The organism is Methylobacterium brachythecii, from assembly GCF_014196345.1.
GTDB lineage: Bacteria > Pseudomonadota > Alphaproteobacteria > Rhizobiales > Beijerinckiaceae > Methylobacterium > Methylobacterium brachythecii.
The window spans coordinates 19,726-36,375 of sequence record NZ_JACIDN010000007.1 but is presented as its reverse complement, the minus strand read 5'-3'; the positions used below and the strand labels follow the sequence as shown (position 1 = coordinate 36,375).

The 16,650-nt window shown below is 64.2% G+C and carries 24 protein-coding genes; 15 read left to right on the top strand and 9 right to left on the bottom strand.

Going from position 1 to position 16,650, the window contains the following annotated elements:
- Nucleotides 1-290 precede the first annotated feature (290 nt).
- Nucleotides 291-473, bottom strand: coding sequence for a hypothetical protein (locus tag GGR33_RS18265; protein ID WP_183507859.1), 183 nt, complete (start codon nt 471-473; stop codon nt 291-293).
- 276 nt (nt 474-749) lie between these two features.
- Nucleotides 750-1,112, bottom strand: coding sequence for a CsbD family protein (locus GGR33_RS18260; protein WP_183507857.1), 363 nt, complete (start codon nt 1,110-1,112; stop codon nt 750-752).
- 143 nt (nt 1,113-1,255) lie between these two features.
- On the opposite strand from GGR33_RS18260, the gene GGR33_RS18255 reads away from it, so the two are divergent.
- The 3 genes from GGR33_RS18255 to GGR33_RS18245 all read left to right on the top strand — a co-directional run bounded on the left by GGR33_RS18255 (nt 1,256) and on the right by GGR33_RS18245 (nt 2,764).
- A complete protein-coding gene (locus tag GGR33_RS18255) occupies nt 1,256-1,702 on the top strand; it encodes a hypothetical protein (protein WP_183507855.1) in 447 nt (148 codons plus the stop codon).
- A gap of 2 nt (nt 1,703-1,704) precedes the next feature.
- Complete coding sequence (locus GGR33_RS18250) at nt 1,705-2,100, top strand: phage holin family protein (protein WP_183507853.1); 396 nt, start codon at nt 1,705-1,707, stop codon at nt 2,098-2,100.
- Between the two features lie 424 nt (nt 2,101-2,524).
- Entirely contained in the window at nt 2,525-2,764 is a 240-nt protein-coding gene (locus tag GGR33_RS18245) for a hypothetical protein (RefSeq protein WP_183507851.1), read from the top strand.
- A 165-nt stretch (nt 2,765-2,929) separates the two neighbouring features.
- On the opposite strand, the gene GGR33_RS18240 is transcribed toward GGR33_RS18245, so the two are convergent.
- The 7 genes from GGR33_RS18240 to GGR33_RS18210 all read right to left on the bottom strand — a co-directional run bounded on the left by GGR33_RS18240 (nt 2,930) and on the right by GGR33_RS18210 (nt 6,592).
- On the bottom strand, nt 2,930-3,262 hold the full coding sequence (locus tag GGR33_RS18240; protein WP_183507849.1) for a hypothetical protein: 333 nt from the start codon (nt 3,260-3,262) through the stop codon (nt 2,930-2,932).
- A 193-nt stretch (nt 3,263-3,455) separates the two neighbouring features.
- Nucleotides 3,456-3,593 carry a hypothetical protein gene (locus GGR33_RS18235; RefSeq protein WP_183507847.1) on the bottom strand — a complete coding sequence of 46 codons (138 nt, stop codon included), beginning with the start codon at nt 3,591-3,593 and terminating at the stop codon, nt 3,456-3,458.
- A gap of 181 nt (nt 3,594-3,774) precedes the next feature.
- Nucleotides 3,775-4,146 carry a hypothetical protein gene (locus GGR33_RS18230; RefSeq protein WP_183507845.1) on the bottom strand — a complete coding sequence of 124 codons (372 nt, stop codon included), beginning with the start codon at nt 4,144-4,146 and terminating at the stop codon, nt 3,775-3,777.
- A 687-nt stretch (nt 4,147-4,833) separates the two neighbouring features.
- Entirely contained in the window at nt 4,834-5,031 is a 198-nt protein-coding gene (locus GGR33_RS18225; protein WP_183507843.1) for a hypothetical protein, read from the bottom strand.
- Between the two features lie 147 nt (nt 5,032-5,178).
- Nucleotides 5,179-5,475, bottom strand: coding sequence for a hypothetical protein (locus tag GGR33_RS18220; protein WP_183507841.1), 297 nt, complete (start codon nt 5,473-5,475; stop codon nt 5,179-5,181).
- Between the two features lie 116 nt (nt 5,476-5,591).
- The gene (locus GGR33_RS18215) at nt 5,592-5,951 is read right to left on the bottom strand and encodes a hypothetical protein (RefSeq protein ID WP_183507839.1); all 360 of its coding nucleotides are present in this window, start codon (nt 5,949-5,951) and stop codon (nt 5,592-5,594) included.
- 266 nt (nt 5,952-6,217) lie between these two features.
- Nucleotides 6,218-6,592: a VOC family protein gene (locus GGR33_RS18210; RefSeq protein WP_183507837.1), complete on the bottom strand. Its 375-nt coding sequence runs from the start codon at nt 6,590-6,592 to the stop codon at nt 6,218-6,220.
- A 465-nt stretch (nt 6,593-7,057) separates the two neighbouring features.
- Here GGR33_RS18210 and GGR33_RS26450 point away from each other — a divergent pair, with 465 nt between their 5' ends.
- From GGR33_RS26450 to GGR33_RS26020, 12 genes are all read left to right on the top strand, one after another.
- Entirely contained in the window at nt 7,058-7,414 is a 357-nt protein-coding gene (locus GGR33_RS26450; RefSeq protein ID WP_306484376.1) for a hypothetical protein, read from the top strand.
- 154 nt (nt 7,415-7,568) lie between these two features.
- Entirely contained in the window at nt 7,569-9,419 is a 1,851-nt protein-coding gene (locus GGR33_RS18200) for a phage terminase large subunit family protein (RefSeq protein ID WP_425488798.1), read from the top strand.
- A 5-nt stretch (nt 9,420-9,424) separates the two neighbouring features.
- Nucleotides 9,425-9,643, top strand: a complete 219-nt coding sequence (locus tag GGR33_RS18195) for a phage head-tail joining protein (protein ID WP_183507833.1) — start codon at nt 9,425-9,427, stop codon at nt 9,641-9,643.
- A gap of 2 nt (nt 9,644-9,645) precedes the next feature.
- Nucleotides 9,646-11,247 (top strand): phage portal protein, encoded by a 1,602-nt coding sequence (locus GGR33_RS18190; protein WP_284211657.1) that lies wholly within the window; start codon nt 9,646-9,648, stop codon nt 11,245-11,247.
- A gap of 41 nt (nt 11,248-11,288) precedes the next feature.
- Complete coding sequence (locus GGR33_RS18185; protein ID WP_183507831.1) at nt 11,289-12,518, top strand: head maturation protease, ClpP-related; 1,230 nt, start codon at nt 11,289-11,291, stop codon at nt 12,516-12,518.
- Nucleotides 12,519-12,521: 3 nt separating this feature from the next.
- Entirely contained in the window at nt 12,522-12,905 is a 384-nt protein-coding gene (locus GGR33_RS18180) for a head decoration protein (protein WP_183507829.1), read from the top strand.
- Nucleotides 12,906-12,909: 4 nt separating this feature from the next.
- Entirely contained in the window at nt 12,910-13,986 is a 1,077-nt protein-coding gene (locus GGR33_RS18175; RefSeq protein ID WP_183507827.1) for a major capsid protein, read from the top strand.
- A 128-nt stretch (nt 13,987-14,114) separates the two neighbouring features.
- Nucleotides 14,115-14,327 (top strand): hypothetical protein, encoded by a 213-nt coding sequence (locus GGR33_RS18170; RefSeq protein WP_183508393.1) that lies wholly within the window; start codon nt 14,115-14,117, stop codon nt 14,325-14,327.
- Nucleotides 14,328-14,330: 3 nt separating this feature from the next.
- Entirely contained in the window at nt 14,331-14,690 is a 360-nt protein-coding gene (locus tag GGR33_RS18165; protein WP_183507825.1) for a head-tail joining protein, read from the top strand.
- On the top strand, nt 14,687-15,349 hold the full coding sequence (locus GGR33_RS18160) for a DUF6441 family protein (protein WP_284211660.1): 663 nt from the start codon (nt 14,687-14,689) through the stop codon (nt 15,347-15,349). Before GGR33_RS18165 ends, GGR33_RS18160 begins: the two co-directional genes overlap by 4 nt.
- A 2-nt stretch (nt 15,350-15,351) precedes the next feature.
- Nucleotides 15,352-15,900 carry a hypothetical protein gene (locus tag GGR33_RS18155; RefSeq protein ID WP_183507823.1) on the top strand — a complete coding sequence of 183 codons (549 nt, stop codon included), beginning with the start codon at nt 15,352-15,354 and terminating at the stop codon, nt 15,898-15,900.
- Nucleotides 15,901-16,176: 276 nt separating this feature from the next.
- Nucleotides 16,177-16,434: a hypothetical protein gene (locus tag GGR33_RS26020; RefSeq protein ID WP_246413257.1), complete on the top strand. Its 258-nt coding sequence runs from the start codon at nt 16,177-16,179 to the stop codon at nt 16,432-16,434.
- Nucleotides 16,435-16,650: the final 216 nt, after the last annotated feature.

The window sequence follows — 16,650 nt, the reverse complement described above, 5'->3', positions numbered from 1 at the left end:
CAGATAGCGAGGGTCGAAGGGCGGACGTCGATACAGAGGTCGAATTCTGTTGCATCAAGCAGCAGCGGGTGCGTTGCCGACGGCGAGAGCAGGACGCTGCGGTCTGCCTAGTGAAGCCCCCCGTACGCCGAGGCTGATCCTATGGACAAGATCGTCATGCTCACGCCGCTGTATCTGGCCGGCTCGGCCGCCGGATTGCTGGTCGGCTATTTCGTCTGGTTGTCAGGGCGGTCTTTAGGCTTTTGGTGAGGTCGAGGCCTGACTGCGCCTGGACGTCTGCGCTGCCGGCGTCATGGCTTCTTTATTTCTGATGTAGAACCATCCCTCGCCAGGCGTGCCGCCTTCAGGCGAGCCGTATTTTGATCTGTTTTGCTGACCAACGGCTCGACGAAGGATTTTTCATTGGAACCACCCAGCGTTTTGGCAAAAGCGGCCTCGGCCCGAATTCGCTCTTTGCTTTGATACTCGGCCAAATAACGTTCCTTAATTTATCCCATTAGGGTCTTCGTTGAGTTCGATTTGGATTTGCCCGGGCAACTGATCCATCAGCAGCGCGACTTCGCCAGTCCAAGGTCCAGCAAATGTCAGTGTGGGAGTGTGGACGGCGACATTGGCCCTATCTCGACCAAGAACCGCATAAGCCTGCCGGTCGCCGTCCTTCGGGATCTCATCCCGCGCGATCTGCGGGAGGGGTGCCATTGCCTCTTTGAAAGCGCCGCAATCTATGGCTCCCGCATCGGTCAGAAAGGCTAGCCTCGCCGGTGGATCAACAGGCCGAGCAAGTAACCCGCGCCAAGTGCCACAACGAGCGAAGCGAATGGCATTGCTTCGACCGGGCTCCGAACCGCCTGGTTACCACGGCGGTAAACTTCGTCAGCGTCTGGCAACCTCTCTCGCCCGGCCCGGATCGCGTCCTTGGCGATGCTGCTAGCTCGGTCAGCTACGTCGCTGACGGCATCCTTGGCTTGCCCGACTAAATTTTCAGCCGTCCCTTCCAATTCTCTAGCTCGCCCCTCCGCCTCAGTCGATTTGTCACCGGTTAATTTGCCAGCGGCGCCCTCGACTTGGCCGGCAACCTTCTTGATCTCGCCCGTGATGCGGTTCTCGTCCATGTCGATCTCCACCACTCCATGCAGGTGAGTGTCTCTTGTCCAACGCCGTCGATCGCCTTTGGACCCATCGATAACAGCGCGCTGGTTGAGGAACCGACCTATGCCGCCACGGTTTCCAGTTGGCTCTAGCGCAGGAATTCGACATGACTCACCCTTCGCAACCGGCGGCAGATGCGGCTGATGCTTTAGGGCGCGGTCAGGGAGATTTTGCTTCCGCCATTCGAGAACAAACCGCCGGCTATGCCCGAAATCGCCAGCAAGACATCGTTCGAGCTGTGTCGGACGTTGCCAACGTTATCCGAGACAGCGGCTCGAGCTTCGATCGTGTGCCTCATGTGAAGGCCTTTTTCGACAATGCTGCCGACGGAGTTGGTGAGCTCGCCGCAGACATTGATCGCCGCACGCTGACCGAACTCTACGATGAGGTCGAGGCTGCTATCCGGCGGCGTCCGGGCGTCGCACTAGCATCCGCCGCTTTGGCTGGTTTTGCCTTGGTGCGTTTCGTTCGCGGAGCTGGTCCCCGACCCGTCCCGAGATCTCGAGCAGTCGTGCCGATTGAAACGCCCGCGACGCCCGGAAGTGGAACCTGACTGTGTCAGATCAAAAGCCTCGCAGCGTTCCCCACCTTCTCGGAGATGTCATTCGCGGAGTGCAGAAGCTCGTCACGACAGAGGTGAAGCTATTTCAAACCGAGGTGACAGCTGGCCTGCGGCAACTAGTGTTTGCGCTCACTTTGATCATCTTGGCTAGCATCTTCGCCATCGCGGGTCTGCTGACCCTCCTCGTGTCTCTCGTAAAAGGCTTGGCCGTTTTCTTCCACTCGGAAGCACTATCTGCGCTCGTTGTGGGCGGGGCGTTCGCGGCCGTCGCCATCGGGTTTGCCTTGGTAGGAAGTAGCTGGGCTTCGGTTTCCGGACTGGAGCCGAGCCGAACGGAACGACAGGTCCGCCAGGACGCCACCATGATCACGGAGCGATTGGAAGAATGAGCAAATCGGGGGAAAAATTAGAGCGCGAAGTCGAGGCCTCGCGCGACCGACTGGAAGGCACGCTCTCCGACTTGCAGTCGCGGTTGAACCTATCGAGCCTAAGACGTGGCATTCTTAGCGCTCAAGCATCACGGGGCAATTTAAGCTCGACTTTCGATAATCTTGCGAGAACTCTGCGCGAAGATCCGGTCCCAGTCCTACTCATAGGGGCTGGTCTTGCATTCCTAGCTTCCGACGTACTCAAAGTGCGAGGCGACCGCCGTCGGCCTAGGATCACTGCTGAAGTTGATCCGCTTGAAACGTCGGATCGGCACGTCGCCGGCAACCACCCGGACCGATTGAACTAAAAGCTTGACGACGCGCTGGAGGAATCGTTTCCCGGCAGCGACCCGATCTCGGTGAAGATCACAAGGTTATGGCCCGGATGACCGCGCAGGAAATTGCCATCATCGAAACGTACGGCGAACAGGATAAGGTTGCGCTCGCCCAGTTGGGCGCGGCTGTCGTTCTCGCTTGGCGATTTCTCGATGAGGACTTGCAACGCGACTTGGTTGCGACCGCTGCAATCGTCGACGGTGTGGAGAAGGACAAGAAATTCGACTCGATCTTAAAGCGCCTTGTGCTCTCGAACGATCGGAGCGGTGGCAAGCAGCCACAGAATTAGCCGTTCCAAGCACCGTATCGCTTGACTGCGTAGGGTTTGGCACTCCAAAAAGGTTTTACGCCGACCGACGAAGAATATGCACGGGTCGAGCGCGAGAACGGATGTGAGGCCGCCACAGGCCCTGCCGCTTCTCACGATGGAAGAGATGCACCCTCAGCACGACAGTCAGACGGCCTCATCGGGCAGCGGTGGATCGCCTCCCGAGAGCCAATCTTTGGCGTCTTGGAGTGAATAGACCTCACGATCAACGTCATAAGCTCTGACGGTCCAGAGCAACGTTCCTTCGACGAAAGCTTCGAGGCCGAAGGCGTGGCCCACGGCAGTCTTTCCGTCCATCACAGTGTAGTCGTGGTGGCCCATTTTGCGCAGGGTATACGCCGTCTTCGGGCGAGGGCATCTAGGCCCGTCGCTCATACCGACGCTTCCAGCATACGGCGCGATGGTCGTTGGGTGGACCTTTGCCCGAAGGTTCAAAAAGCAGGCAACCGCGGCGACCATCGTCATCTCCCGCGAGATGTCGTTCAGCCCCACCCGATGCGATTGAGCAATGCTTTCCTCACGCAACAAGCGTGATAGCGCACATCGCGATCGGTGAAAGTTTGCGCAGCGCCCCGCCGTCCGCGTCGGCGTAGAGTGACCCGGCCACCGTCAGGTTCATACCCCTGACGGTGGCCGGTCCGCAGTAGTCAGTTCACCCGATCACAACCCAGTTCGCCAGCAGCGTGGCGATTGCGCCCAAGACCGCAAGACCCAAAAGGGTAATGCTGCTGAGCTGATCGACGTTGTCGATATTCTGGCCGACGTAGTGGCTCGGGTGATTGGCGTTCATGAAGCTCTCCTGGTGTGGGTAGAAGGCAAACACCAGAGCTATCTCCAAGGTCCTGCGACATAGTCGATGAAGCACCAGCGCGGAACGCTCATCGAACTCGACGCAGGCTCGCCGATCGCGCCCTCACAGCAAAACGACAGGGCTTTCGCCCTGCCATCTGTCTCAAGAGTAGATGAAAAGCTCAGTACGCGGCGCGACTCCGGCCACGACGCTCCTGATTTACCATCTGGTCGTCCTGCTCGAATTCGCTGTACCGAACATCACGGTTGTCACGACGCGGAGTTATGGATCCTGTGACGATGTCATCAGCCGCTCCGACCGTTCCACCGACAACGCCACCGACGGCGCCAGTCACGCCACCGACGACGTTACCGACAGCACCAAGCGGGCCGCGCTGCCCGCCATTCGGACTCAGGTTCGCTCCCCAGACGTTGATAGTTCCGTCGCTGCCGTAGCCTGAGCCACGGTTGTTGAAGTCCTGAGCAAGGCTGGGGGAAGCAGCAGCGCCGATTACGAGAGTAAAAGCGACAGCGATCTTGGAAACATTTTTCATGAATATTCCTTAATTATTGGGAGCGCTTTTGTTGATGCTATCTGCATCAACAAAATCACTCAGCCACGAAATCACTGGGATGATTATCGTGAGACATGAGTTCGGGTGAATTCGCCCCGAAACAACCCAAACGATACATCCGGTCGCGGGCGTATAATTCTCTTCAAAGAAGATCATCTGAAACTATTGCGCTGCGACACCGCGTTCGGATCATTTAGACCAACATAGCCAATGAGTTCCGCTCGGCATTAGCAATTGGGTCGGCTTTGATGCTTTCCACGTATGCGATCAGCGCAGCCATAGTGGATGCAACAGAGCTCGATTTGGCCTGCCACGCCTCTCCACCTTAGCCACTCGTCTCTCGACGCTGGGCACACGGACAGCTCGACCGGCACCGATGGTTGCTGACCCCGGGCGCAGACGGCCGAGCACAAAGCCTGGGCGCTAAAGGTGAAGCGACGCGCCGCCTGGCGCTGCCAATGGCACGGATGCGGTGTTCGCGGCGGCAACGGCGGTGTCAGGCTTTACGCCGACCACATCGTTGAGCGGAAGGATGGCGGCGCGGCGCTCGATCCCGTGAACGCCAAGCACTTTGCCCGAAGCACCACCAGATCAAGACGGCGCAGGTCCGAACCAAAAGGATGGCGGACAGATCCGGCGCCTGACGCTGTCGAAGGATGTGAAAGATTAGTGGCTGCCGAAGCCGCCCTGGTCGCGCTCGACAGCCTTCATGGCGTTCTCGAAAGCCTTGTTCTCGCTCGGGAATGCTCGGTCGGAGCGCTCGGTGAGCTTTCCGTGCTTCCGAAGCGCCCAGCCATAATGGCCTTGGGGCTTCGTCAGCGGTTCGACGGTAATGGAATAGGGGTGCGGCACTTCGGTCGTCATTCCTCCCTATGACATGCGCTTCGGCGGCCCGCCAAGACTCCCCGATGGGCCGTCAAAAGCGCCAAGTCGAGGGGATACTACGAAGCACTATCAGGTAACGACGGCACGGGCTTGGGCCCAAAGGATGCGCGCCTCGTGATTCGTCTGCTAGGCCGGCTCGCCGCCGAACGTGTCGAACGAGGATCTGACCTTCTCGGCGTCCTGGTCGGTGATCTGGACAGAGACCTTGATCTTGCCGGCCAGAGCCGGTTCGCCATCGTTGTCAGACTTCAGATGTCCATCTTCGATATCGGCGCGCGCTGCCTCCGTGCCCGCCGTGTTGGCATCCGAGGCCGAGCCGACCGTGACGGCGCTGCGATCGAAGCCGTGCTCCTGCACGATGTGCTCCACCGCCATCTCGGCGTCGCGGCGTGTCGTGAACTTGGCTGAGACCGTTTGGGCCATGTGTGCTCCATGTTGCTGATGAAACTGGTGGATCCAGCTTATTTTTGAAAGCGCGTGCGTCTCATTCGAGACGGCACGCCACTTCGTCGTGTGGAGGGGAAATATGCCGAGAGGCGCTATGGCAGCGCGCCTGCGGTCTCCTTCACCTTGGTCATGGTGTCCTGGCAGCCCTTCTCGTCGCCGGCCTTCTCCTGATCGCGAGCCTTCTCGATCATCGCCTTGGCATTCAGCACACCAGGTCCCGACGGCTTGGTGCTCGGGTCGGAGGGCTCGCCCTTTGGCTGCTCATCGAGGGCCTTCGGAGAGTTCGACGAGGTCGCTCCTTGGTCGGGCTTGACGCCCGTCACCTTCTCGGCACCAGCGCTGTTCAGCCTGCGCTCAATGGTCGAGATCTCCTCCTTGCACGAGATGGCCAAGGCTGGGGCAACGCTGCCAAGCAATATAATGGCTGCTGTTGCGTTCTGTACGATGCGCACTTCGGGTCTCCTGGGATTGGTAGTTGCCCGATGGAAAGGCGTGCGGAGACTGCTGTGTTTCGATGCGCGACTCTCAGCCGCGATCATGGGGCGGCGTTCGGAGGTCTTCAGCCTAAGTGGTCGGCTGAAGCTACGTGCCGAATGACGACCCGGGATTGGTGCTTCTCTTTGTGATCCGCTTGATCGCTAACGGACGGATCTAGCTGCGAATGATCGAGCGAGGTGCAGAATGTCGGTCGGTTCGCAACCCCTTGCCGTCGAGCCACTCACCTCGTGGGCTGCGACCGTGCGGTAAGCTTGTTTCCGTCAGGGTCACGAAGGTACGCGACGAAAGCCCCATTCGGTCGCTCTGCAGGCGGGCTCTCAATTGCGACACCTCCATACGTTGTGCCGGCCTTATGCCAAGCCATGACATGATCCGGGCTTGGGGCACCGATCCCGATGGTTCCGCCGTTGGCAGAGGTCGCTGGCTTCCCATCAATCGGTTTCGTGATCATCAGCCGACCGCCGTCGTGGGCGTAGATCAGCCTGCCTCGCGCATCCATCTTGCCTGGCTGGCCGCCCAACGCGACGAAAGTGGCGTCGTAGAAGGTCCTGGCCCGCTCCAAATCGTTGCTGCCGATCATGACGTGGGTGAACATGCTTTCGCTCCGACGGATGACAGCACCAGACAGTCTCGGCCGAGCGCTGAGTGCCAGACCGCGCTTCGGCGGGGGACCCTGTCGCCGCCCGTCTATACGGGTGGTCGGGGCCCCAGCAGTTTCTAGCGCCAGGGTCCGAAAACCCGGTAACAGGGTAACAGGTAACACCCCGCCATGGCTGAAGACGACGGGTCGAAATTCGTCAGCCAAGCCGACTTTGCCCGTCGGCGGATGGTATCTCGCAAAGCCGTAACAGCCTGGAAGCAGAAAGACTTACTCGTCTTTTCTGATGCTGGTCTGATTGATGTCGAGGCATCAGAGTGGAACCTCGATCAGAGGCCTGCGAGCTACCGGGGTGGTGTTACCCATCGCCCGGTCCGCGCAGCTGAGGGTAACACGGACCGGTCGGAGCCGAAGGCGCCAGCGAAGCCGAAGCCGGACACTTGGCAGCAGGTCGCAGATGCGATGCCGCGTCCCGGCACCACGCCGGCGGAGGGCGCGCCCGACGAGTCGTTCGACCTCGACGGCGTCGACCTTCCGACGCCCCTCGCGATCCGTCGGAAGGAAAACTACCTCGGGCTTCAGCGCAGGCAGGAGGTGGAGAAAGGCAACCGCAAGCTCGTCGATCGCGAGGCGGCCGAGAAGCTGTTCTTCGACACCGCCCGGGACTTCCGAGACGCTTGGCTGTCCTGGCCAGCGCGGGTCGCCATCACGATGGCGGATGAGCTCAAGGTCGACCCCCGCGCGCTCACGACGATCCTGACCGCGCATGTCCAACAGCACCTTGCAGAGCTCGGCGAGCCTTCCGCCGAGTTCGCTTGATACCAGCAGCCTTTCGACAGCTTGGCGCAAAGGGGCGACCCCGGCGCCGCAGCTCAATGTTGTCGAGTGGGCGGAACGCTATCGCCGGCTCAGCAAGGAATCGTCGCACGGCGGTCGGTTCATCGTTTCCAGGGTCGAAGTCGCCCGCGGCCCGATGCTCGCCGCCACCGAGCCGGGCGTGAAGACCATCACGCTGATGGCCTGCACCCAGTTGCTCAAGACCACGGTGATCGAGAACATCATCGGTCGGTTCGCGCATATCGAACCGTGCCCGATCCTCGTGGTGATGCCGAAGGACGACGCGGCCGAGACCTTCTCGAAGGATCGGCTCGCCCCGATGATCCGGGATACACGCGTGCTCCGGGAGTTGTTCGGTGACGCCAAGTCGCGGGATGCCGGCGCGACGCTGACGCACAAGCAGTTTCCTGGGGGGCATATCACCCTGGTCGGGTCGAACAGTCCGACCAACTTGGCTATGCGGCCGATCCGCCTGCTGCTGTCGGACGAGATCGACAAGTACCCGCTCTCGGCCGGCGGCGAGGGTTCGCCGATCGACTTGGCCGAAGAGCGGCAGGCCGAGTTCGTCACGAACAGCCTTTCGGTCCGCGCCTGCTCACCGACGGTGCAAGGGCGCAGCGCTATCGAGGCGTCCTACGACGAGAGCGATCAGCGCAAAGCGTTCGTCGCATGCCCGCACTGCTCCGAGATGCAGGCCCTCGAGTGGGAGCGGGTCAAGATCGACAAGGATGCCGGCGGAAAGTTGCGGCCGGAGACTGCGCGATACGAGTGCATCGCTTGCGATCGACCCTGGACCGAGGCCCAGCGTCTGACGGCGCTCAGGCATATCGAGTGGCGCCAGACACGATCGTTCGAGTGCTGTGGCGCGCAGCAAGTACCGGAGCGCTGCGATGCACAGGGCAGAGCGCTCTGCCGTCACTGCGGTGGACAGGCGGTGTCGAACGAGCATGCCGGCTTCGTCGCCTCGAAGCTCTATGCGCCGAAACAGACGATCGTCGAGACGGTGAGGAAGTTCGCCCGCGCGCTTCGGCGTGGTCCCGAAGCCCTGAAGACCTTCCACAATACGCAGCTCGCGCGGACGTGGAAGGAGGGTGCGGAGGCACCCGACTGGCAGGATGTCTACAATCGGCGCGACGACTACCTCTCCGGCACCGTCAGCCGCTCGGCCCTGGTCTTGTTCGCCGGCGTCGACGTCCAGAAGGATCGTCTCGAGGTCGGCATCTGGGCTTTCGGTCGGAACCGGCAGCGCTGGCTGGTCGAGCACCGCGTGCTTCCGGGCGACACGAACCGGTCCGAGGTCTGGGCCGAACTCGAAGCCATGTTCGACGAAACCTGGCTGCACGAGACCGGCATCGAGCTGTCGGTCAGGGATTGGGGCATCGACTCGGGCGCCTTCACGGCCGAGGTCTACGCTTTCGTTCGCTTGCAGGCCGGCCGCGGCAACGTTCACGCGGTCGACGGGCAAGACAGCTACACGGCCGCTTTCCTCGGCGTCGGAGCCAAGGACACCAATGGCAACGGCAAGAAGATCCGCCGAGGCCTGAAGACGGTCCGCATCGGCGCGTCGTTCTGCAAGCAAGAGCTGCTCGGCTGCCTGTCGCTTCCGCGACCGATCCAGGGTGCCGAATTCGCCGCTGGCTTCGTCCATCTGCCGAAGGATGTGGGCGAGGAGCAGGTCCGGCAGCTGACGGCAGAGGAACTCGTCACGAGCGTCAGCCGAGGCCGGACGCGGCGCGAATGGGTACCGATCACCGGCCGGCGCAACGAGGTTCTGGACTGCGCGAACTATGCCCGCGGGCTCGCGCAGATGCGGGGCTGGGACCGCTGGCGCGAGGGGCAGTGGCGGGAACTCGAAGCCTCGCTCGGCCTCGAACGCGTGGTTCGGTCATCCGATGACGAAGCGGTATCCGGCCGGGACGTCATCGCCGCTTCCGGGCAGCAGAAACGCGGACGCCGCGGCGTCATCCGCAGTCGGTTCATGAGGTAGGCGACATGGCCGGCTACACCCAGAAACAGGTCGACAGCCTTAAACAGGCGATCGGCTCCGGTGCGCTCACCGTCGATTATCCCGAGCGAGGCCGCATCACCTACCGGTCCCTGGCTGAGATGCGGCAGATCCTCATCGACATGGAGAGGGATATCGCCGGCGCTGCTGGTGGAGGACGCACTCGGACACGCCGCATCGTTATGACGACGTCAGGTGGGCTCTGAGCGTGCGCGAACCTGCCCGCGTTCGCGTCCGCCTGAAGGGGACGAGCCAGTATTTCGCACCGGTGGCTTCGGTCGATTTGAGCGGGGCGCCCGCCGGCACGGGGACGGCCCGCGAGGCTGCGCCCTACGATGCCGCGGGCGGGTTCGGTCGGCGTTCACGGGCCTGGCGCGTCGGTGGGTACGGGCCGAACACCGCGCTCACCTACGCGCTGGACGAGCTTCGCCAGAAGTCCAGGGACCAGGCCAGGAAGAACCCCTATGCCCGGGCGGCGATTGACCGGCTGGTGACCAACATCGTCGGGACCGGGATCAAGCCGCAGAGCACCGCGGCGATCTCGACGGTCGGGATGAGCAAGGCGCAGGCGAAGGCTGCGAAAAAGCTCAGCGAGCAGTTTCGGCAGGCTGTCACCCGGCTGTGGTGGGACTGGACCGATCAGGCGGATTCCACCGGTGCGCACGACTTCTACGGTCTGCAGGCCATCGCGGTGCGTGGCATGATCGAAGGGGGCGAGTGCTTCTTGCGGATGCGGCCGCGGCGCTTGACCGACGGGCTCACCGTGCCGCTGCAGCTGCAGGTGCTCGAAGGCGACCACTGCGACGCCTTCAAGACGAATGCTAGCGAACGCATCCGGCAGGGCATCCAGTACGACGCCATCGGCGCCCGGCAAGGATACTGGCTCTACCGGGAGCATCCCGGCGACGGCCTTCTGGGCGGTGCCGGCTCGCTCGCCCAGAGCCTCGTGCCAGCTAGCGACGTCTGCCACCTCTACCGCGCCATGCGGCCTGGGCAGGACCGCGGAGAGCCCTGGCTCGCCCCCGCTCTGCAGACGCTCTACGACCTGAGCGGCTACCTCGATGCCGAACTCGTTCGCAAGAAGAACTCGGCGATGTTCGTCGGCTTCATCAAGCGGATCGCCGACGGCCAGTCACCGCTCGGAGCGGACGGACCCGACGATGCCGGATCGGCGGGTCTCGCCTTCGAGCCCGGGACGCTTCAGATCCTCGAGGACGACGAGGACGTCACCTTCTCCGACCCCAAGGACGTCGGACCGAACTTCGAGGCCTTCGTCCGGCAATCCCTGCGCGGCATCGCGACGGCGGCCGGCACGCTCTACGAGCTCTTGAGCGGCGACTACAGCCAGCTGAACGACCGGACGCTGCGCGCCGCGCTGAACGACTTCCGTCGGGCCGTCGAGGGCTGGCAGCATCACCACGTCGTCTACCAGGTGTGTCGTCCGGTCTATGCCCGCTGGATCGATCTCGCGATCCTGTCCGGTGCTCTCATTCTGCCACCCGGCATGCGGCGGCAGGATGCCTACGCCGCGAAGTGGACGCCGCAGGCCTGGCCGTACATCCACCCGGTTCAGGACGTCGAGAGCAAGCAGATGGAGATCCGCGCCGGCTTCTCGACGCGGTCGCAGAAGGTCTCCGAGGGCGGCTACGACGCCGAGGCGATCGACGCCGAGAACGCCCAGGACAATGCCCGGGCCGATGCGCTCGGACTGATCTACGCCAGCGACGGCCGCCAGAAGACCGGATCCGCTGGGAACGCCGGGGCTGCCGGCGATGCACCGGCCGGAGGCAACGGCCCCACGGCCGACTGACGGCCCGTCACCTCGTCCAAACGAACATCGAAGGAGTCGCCATGGCCGTATTGGTCAATGGGAGCGAGATCGTGCTGAGCGGCACGGTCGGCAATCTCTACTGGGATGACAGCTTCGACGCTGCCGACGTGATCCTGGCGCTCGCCCGGGTCGGCCGCGATCAGGACGTCACCATCCGCCTGAACAGCGGCGGCGGCATCGCCACCGAAGGGGCTGCGATCCATGCCGCGCTCTGCGCGCATCGCGGCCGCAAGACCATCATCGTCGAGGGCGTCGCCGCATCGGCCGCCTCCGTCATCGCCATGGCCGGCGACGAGCGGGTGATGGCGCTCGGCGCCGTGATGATGATCCACGATCCGTCGGGGTTCACCTTCGGCACGGTAGCCGATCACGAGATCCAGATCCGTGCCCTGACCTCGCTCGCGAGTGCCATGGCCGGCATCTACGCGGAGCGCACGGGCAAGACGGTCGACGAGATCCGCGCTGCGATGCAGGCCGAGCTCTGGATGTCGCCGGACGAGGCCGTGGCCGCCGGCTACGCCGACCGGGTCCAGGGCCGCACGACCGACGACACCGGCGAATCCGGCGAGACCGTCGTGATCGACCTCGGCGGCGACGATGGCGAGCTCGGCGCCGAGCCGACCGCCTTCGACTTCCGCCTCTACCAGCATCCGCCCGAGCGCCTCGTCGCCCTGGCCGATCGGCGTGCGTGGACCAACCGCGCCCGTCCCACCGCGGCCGCGCCGGCCGTTCCCCCGCGCCAGAAGGAGACATCCATGGCCAACGATCCGGCGGGCAGCTCACCCGCCCTTCCACCGAACCCGAGTGCGGCGCTCGCAGCCGTCGTCGACAAGCCGATCGCCACGACGGCGACGACCGTCTCCCGTGCCGATGCGTCCGAGATCGCGACCCTCTGCCTCGAAGGCGGCGTCCCGGCCATGGCTTCGACCCTGTTGGCCGAGGGCGCCTCGGTCGAGCAGGCCAAGGCGCGCATCGGCTCGGCCGGCGAGATCAAGACCCTGGTCGCGCTCGCGCGACGCGCCGATCCGTCGATCCCGGAGGCTCTGGCCACCGACATGGTCGCGGCGGGCAAGACCGTGGAGCACGCCCGTGCCGCGCTCTTCGACAAGCTCGTCGCGACCGACGAGGCGACGGCCGTGTCGTCGCATCACGTCGCACAGAAGGCCCCGGCTCAGGCCGGCCCCGATGCGGCCAAGACCAACATGCGCTCGCAGCTCGAGCGCGCCGGCCTCGTGAAGAAGGGAGCCTGACCCATGGGCGCGACACTCAACAGCCCCGTCTACGTGAGCGATTGGCTCAAGTACGAGGCCGGATCCTACTACTCGCGCGGCACCGGCACCGTCGCCAGCGGCTCGGGCGCGCTCGTGTCCGGCACCGTGCTCGCCAAGGTGGCCGCCTCCGGCAAGTACGTGCCCGCCGCCGCGACCGGCAGTGATGGCACGCAGACCGCGACGGCCATCTTGGTCGCGCCGGTCGATGCCACCTCCGTCGACGCCCCCTGCGTCGTCATCGAGAACCATGCCCTCGTCAGCCATGCCGGCCTGACCTGGGGATCCACCATCAACGATGCGACGAAGCGCGCGGCGGCCATCGGCCAGCTGCGCAGCGTGGGCATCAAGGTCCGGGAAGGAGCCTGAATCGATGCCCGATATCATCCTCGACATCACCAACAGCAACGCGTTCTCGGCGAGCTCGCTGACCGAGAGCGTCAATCTCGTCCCGAACACCTACGGACGGCTGAACGAACTCGGCCTCTTCACCGACGAGCCGATCGCCACGACCTCGGTGACGATCGACATCAACAACGGCGTGCTCAACCTTCTGCCGACGCGCCCGCGCGGCGCACCGCCGAGCCTCGGCACGCCCGAGCGCGCCCGGCTCAAGGCCTTCGTGGTCCCGCACATCCCGCATGACGACAGCGTGCTCGCCCTCGACGTGCAGAACATGCTGATGCGGGTCGGTGTCGCGGGAGCGGGCGGCGGCGTCGCTTCCGGCATAGGCCTCGAGACCGTGCTCGGCATGGTCAACCGCAAGCTGATCACCATGCGGCGCAAGCACGCTATCACGCTCGAACACCTGCGGGTCAGCGCCATCACCGGTGTCATCGTCGACTACGACGGCACGCCGCTCATCAACCTGTTCACCGAGTTCGGGATCGTGCCGAAGCAGGTCGACTTCGCGCTCGGCACGGCCGGCACGGATGTCGGCAGCAAATGCCGCGAGGTGTCCGGCTATATCGAGGACAATCTCCTCGGCGACACCATGACCGGCGTCCAGGCCCTGGCCTCGCCCTCCTGGTTCGATCGCTTCGTCACGCATGCCAGTGTGAAGGACGCCTACAAGTACTTCGCCTCGACCCAGAACCCGCTGCGCAACGATCTGCGCAAGGGCTTCACCTTCCAGAACATCACGTTCGAGGAATACCGGGGTCAGGCGACGAAGCTGAACGAGGACGGTAGCACCAGCGTGCAGCGCTTCATCCCCGACGGCGATGTGCGGTTCTTCCCGCTCGGCACCGGGGACACCTTCACGAACTACTGGGCGCCACCGGACTTCGTCGACGAGGTCAACATCGCGCCCAACGTCGACGACCAGGTCTTCGTGGCTCCGCTGGAGCGCATGAAGTTCGGCAAGGGCATGGACATGCATACCGAGTCCAATCCCCTCCCGCTCGTGAAGCGGCCCGCCACCCTGGTGCGCGGCTTCTCCTCGAACTGATCGACCCGGCAACGCGACCTCGTCAGCGGCTCATCGCCGACGAGGCCAACCCATGGCCGGCCGCCGCGGTGGCCGATCCCATCATCTTGGCTCCCCGAAAGAGGGCGGCCGCATCGAAGGAGGTCGCCATGCGATTGCGCGAAACAGGCAAGAAGGACGGCGAGATCGTCACGCTCGACTGGGATGCAGCTCAGGCTGCGCTGCAGGCCGGGACACACGTCTCGGCCGAGGAGGAGGGTGGTGACGGCAAGCGCGGGCCGGATGTGACGGCAGCGCAGTCGCCCAAGCCTGGCTCCGAGCCCGAGAACGAGGACGACAAGCGCGGCTCGAAGCAATCCTAAACCATGTCCGCCTTCTCCCTCGCCATCGATTCCATCTTCGACGATCCGAACATCGCCGGAGACGCCCTTTGGCGTGCTGGAGGTCAGGGTGATGGCGTGCCGGTGCGCATCATCAGGAAGTCGCCCGAGGCCATCGTCGGTCTCGGCGGCAACCAGTACGACCTCGACGCCATGCTGATCGACGTGCGCTTGTCCGAGGTGCCGAGCCCGGCGCAGGGCGACACCTTCGAGATGCAGGCTGAGGACGGCGAACCGGCGGGCACGGTCGAGGTCATCGGCCTGTCGAAGATCGACGCCCATCGCATCGTGCGCACCCTCGAGGTGCAGATGGTGCAGCCCGATCCGGACGAGGACGCGCCGTGAGGTTCGGCGTCCAGATCCCGAGTTTTACCGAGGGCATGCAGGGCGAAGCCAAGGGTCTCGCGCGCTCGGTCACCGCCGGCATGCGTAAGGCGACCGACGGCCTGAAAGGCGACCTGCGAGCCGACGTGAAGCGGGCCGGCCTCGGTCAGCGTCTTGCGAACACATGGCGCGGTGCGACGTATCCTGAGAGCGGTGAAAGCCTTGAGGCGGCCGCCTACGTCAGCTCGAACGCGGCGAAGCTGATCATGGCTTTCGAGCAGGGCGTCACGATCACGGCGCAGAACAAGAAATTCCTCGCGATCCCGGCCCCCGACGCCGGCGTGAAGCACGTCAGCGTCTCCAAGGGCAGCAAACGCCTCACCCCGGCCGACTGGGAACGCGAAACCGGCGTGAAGCTGCGCTTCGTGCCAAGCAAATCGGGCGGCGTGCTCGTCGCCGATGCCTTTTACCGGCGCCAGGCGGCTCGCTTCCAGCGGCGCAAGTCCTTCAAGCCGATCAATGAGGGCGGCCCGACAGCTGGACGCTCGTTCGTGGTGATTTTCGTTCTGGTGAAACAGGCGAAGCTCCGGAAGCGGCTCGACGTGGATCGGATCGCTCAGGAATGGGCCGCTCGCGCGCCCGCTCTCATCGACGAAGCTCGTTCGGCCAACGAGGTGTGACGATGCTCCGTTGCGTTGCCCTGATCCTCGGCCTCCTACTCATTTCCGGCGCGGCCTTGGCCGAAAAGCCGCCGGCTGTCGCCCCTGGCGTCCCGCGCAGCGAGACGCTGAAGCCGGTTGCCGTCTACGACCGCGACGGAAACGTCACCTCGGCGGTGCCCTTCGCGCGCAACGGCAAGGCTTTCGCGCTCCCGGTCAGCACAACGCCGCAGACCTATGAGATCGTCCAGCCCGACGGCGCACCGGTCTATCGCGGGCTCAATCTCTGCCCTGCCGACATCGTCATCGCTTCGGTGTCGGTGACGGCGCCGGTGACCACCCAAGCCGTCACCTTCGGCGGCAAGACCCTCAGCAACGTCCGGCTGGTGACCTCGGCGACGGGCGCCGTGAACGAGTTCGAGGACACGGTGTTCATGGCGCGGTCCGGCCGCGTGCTCGGCAGCTCGTCGAATCCGATGGGCGGCCAGACCCGATACGTCTCGATCATGGCGCTGGCCGACTTACAGGGCGTCGCCTGCGCGTTCCGGCTGCACTACGGGAACGGCAATTGATGCGTCGTCTCCTCGCCATCGGGGCGGCTCTCGCGCTTCTCGCATGCCCCGCTGCCGCGGAGGACGAGAGCTCGATGATGATGAGCCCGGCAGCGGCCGGGCGCAGCGTCACGGCGACGACGATCAATGGGGCCGGTCGCCTCGTCCTAACCTACTCCGACGGGTCCACCGCCGATATCGGGCGCGTGGTCGGTGCGGCAGGTTCGCCCGGCGTACCGGGTACGGATGGCGCGCCCGGCGTGAAGGGCGACACTGGCGCCAGAGGAGAGCGCGGTGATGTCGGACCACAAGGACAGCCAGGACCTGCTGGGCCAGCAGGCTCTGCGGGTGCAGTCGGTAGCCCTGGACCTGTCGGACCAACTGGTGCGACTGGCCCTTGCGGCGCAGACGGCCTGGCTGGACCTGTGGGTGCTGCCGGGCCTCAGGGCGATCGAGGACCTGCAGGCGCGGCAGGCGCAGCAGGCAAGGACGGCTCGGCTGGTCCGAAGGGGGATACCGGCGCCACTGGCCCGGCAGGGCCTGCGGGTCCTGTAGGCGCTACAGGCGCCAAAGGGCCGCAGGGAGATCCCGGCCCTCAGGGCGTTGCCGGTTTTCCAGGAGCAGAAGGCGACAAAGGCGATGTCGGACCAATCGGACCGCAAGGCGCCACCGGTGCCAAGGGAGACCCTGGAGCAGTGGGCGGCCAGGGTCCGGCAGGAGCAATCGGAGCAACAGGCCCGAAAGGCGATGCGGGCTCTCAGGGCAGCGCAG

Bases quoted from the DNA above. Each gene is read 5' to 3' on its own strand.
- GGR33_RS18260 (WP_183507857.1), bottom strand. From the start codon at position 1,112: ATGGACGAGAACCGCATCACGGGCGAGATCAAGAAGGTTGCCGGCCAA.
- GGR33_RS18255 (WP_183507855.1), top strand. From the start codon at position 1,256: ATGACTCACCCTTCGCAACCGGCGGCAGATGCGGCTGATGCTTTAGGG.
- GGR33_RS18245 (WP_183507851.1), top strand. From the start codon at position 2,525: ATGACCGCGCAGGAAATTGCCATCATCGAAACGTACGGCGAACAGGAT.
- GGR33_RS18240 (WP_183507849.1), bottom strand. From the start codon at position 3,262: ATGGTCGCCGCGGTTGCCTGCTTTTTGAACCTTCGGGCAAAGGTCCAC.
- GGR33_RS18235 (WP_183507847.1), bottom strand. From the start codon at position 3,593: ATGAACGCCAATCACCCGAGCCACTACGTCGGCCAGAATATCGACAAC.
- GGR33_RS18230 (WP_183507845.1), bottom strand. From the start codon at position 4,146: ATGAAAAATGTTTCCAAGATCGCTGTCGCTTTTACTCTCGTAATCGGC.
- GGR33_RS18225 (WP_183507843.1), bottom strand. From the start codon at position 5,031: ATGACGACCGAAGTGCCGCACCCCTATTCCATTACCGTCGAACCGCTG.
- GGR33_RS18220 (WP_183507841.1), bottom strand. From the start codon at position 5,475: ATGGCCCAAACGGTCTCAGCCAAGTTCACGACACGCCGCGACGCCGAG.
- GGR33_RS18210 (WP_183507837.1), bottom strand. From the start codon at position 6,592: ATGTTCACCCACGTCATGATCGGCAGCAACGATTTGGAGCGGGCCAGG.
- GGR33_RS26450 (WP_306484376.1), top strand. From the start codon at position 7,058: ATGCCGCGTCCCGGCACCACGCCGGCGGAGGGCGCGCCCGACGAGTCG.
- GGR33_RS18200 (WP_425488798.1), top strand. From the start codon at position 7,569: ATGCTCGCCGCCACCGAGCCGGGCGTGAAGACCATCACGCTGATGGCC.
- GGR33_RS18195 (WP_183507833.1), top strand. From the start codon at position 9,425: ATGGCCGGCTACACCCAGAAACAGGTCGACAGCCTTAAACAGGCGATC.
- GGR33_RS18185 (WP_183507831.1), top strand. From the start codon at position 11,289: ATGGCCGTATTGGTCAATGGGAGCGAGATCGTGCTGAGCGGCACGGTC.
- GGR33_RS18180 (WP_183507829.1), top strand. From the start codon at position 12,522: ATGGGCGCGACACTCAACAGCCCCGTCTACGTGAGCGATTGGCTCAAG.
- GGR33_RS18175 (WP_183507827.1), top strand. From the start codon at position 12,910: ATGCCCGATATCATCCTCGACATCACCAACAGCAACGCGTTCTCGGCG.
- GGR33_RS18170 (WP_183508393.1), top strand. From the start codon at position 14,115: ATGCGATTGCGCGAAACAGGCAAGAAGGACGGCGAGATCGTCACGCTC.
- GGR33_RS18165 (WP_183507825.1), top strand. From the start codon at position 14,331: ATGTCCGCCTTCTCCCTCGCCATCGATTCCATCTTCGACGATCCGAAC.
- GGR33_RS18155 (WP_183507823.1), top strand. From the start codon at position 15,352: ATGCTCCGTTGCGTTGCCCTGATCCTCGGCCTCCTACTCATTTCCGGC.
- GGR33_RS26020 (WP_246413257.1), top strand. From the start codon at position 16,177: ATGTCGGACCACAAGGACAGCCAGGACCTGCTGGGCCAGCAGGCTCTG.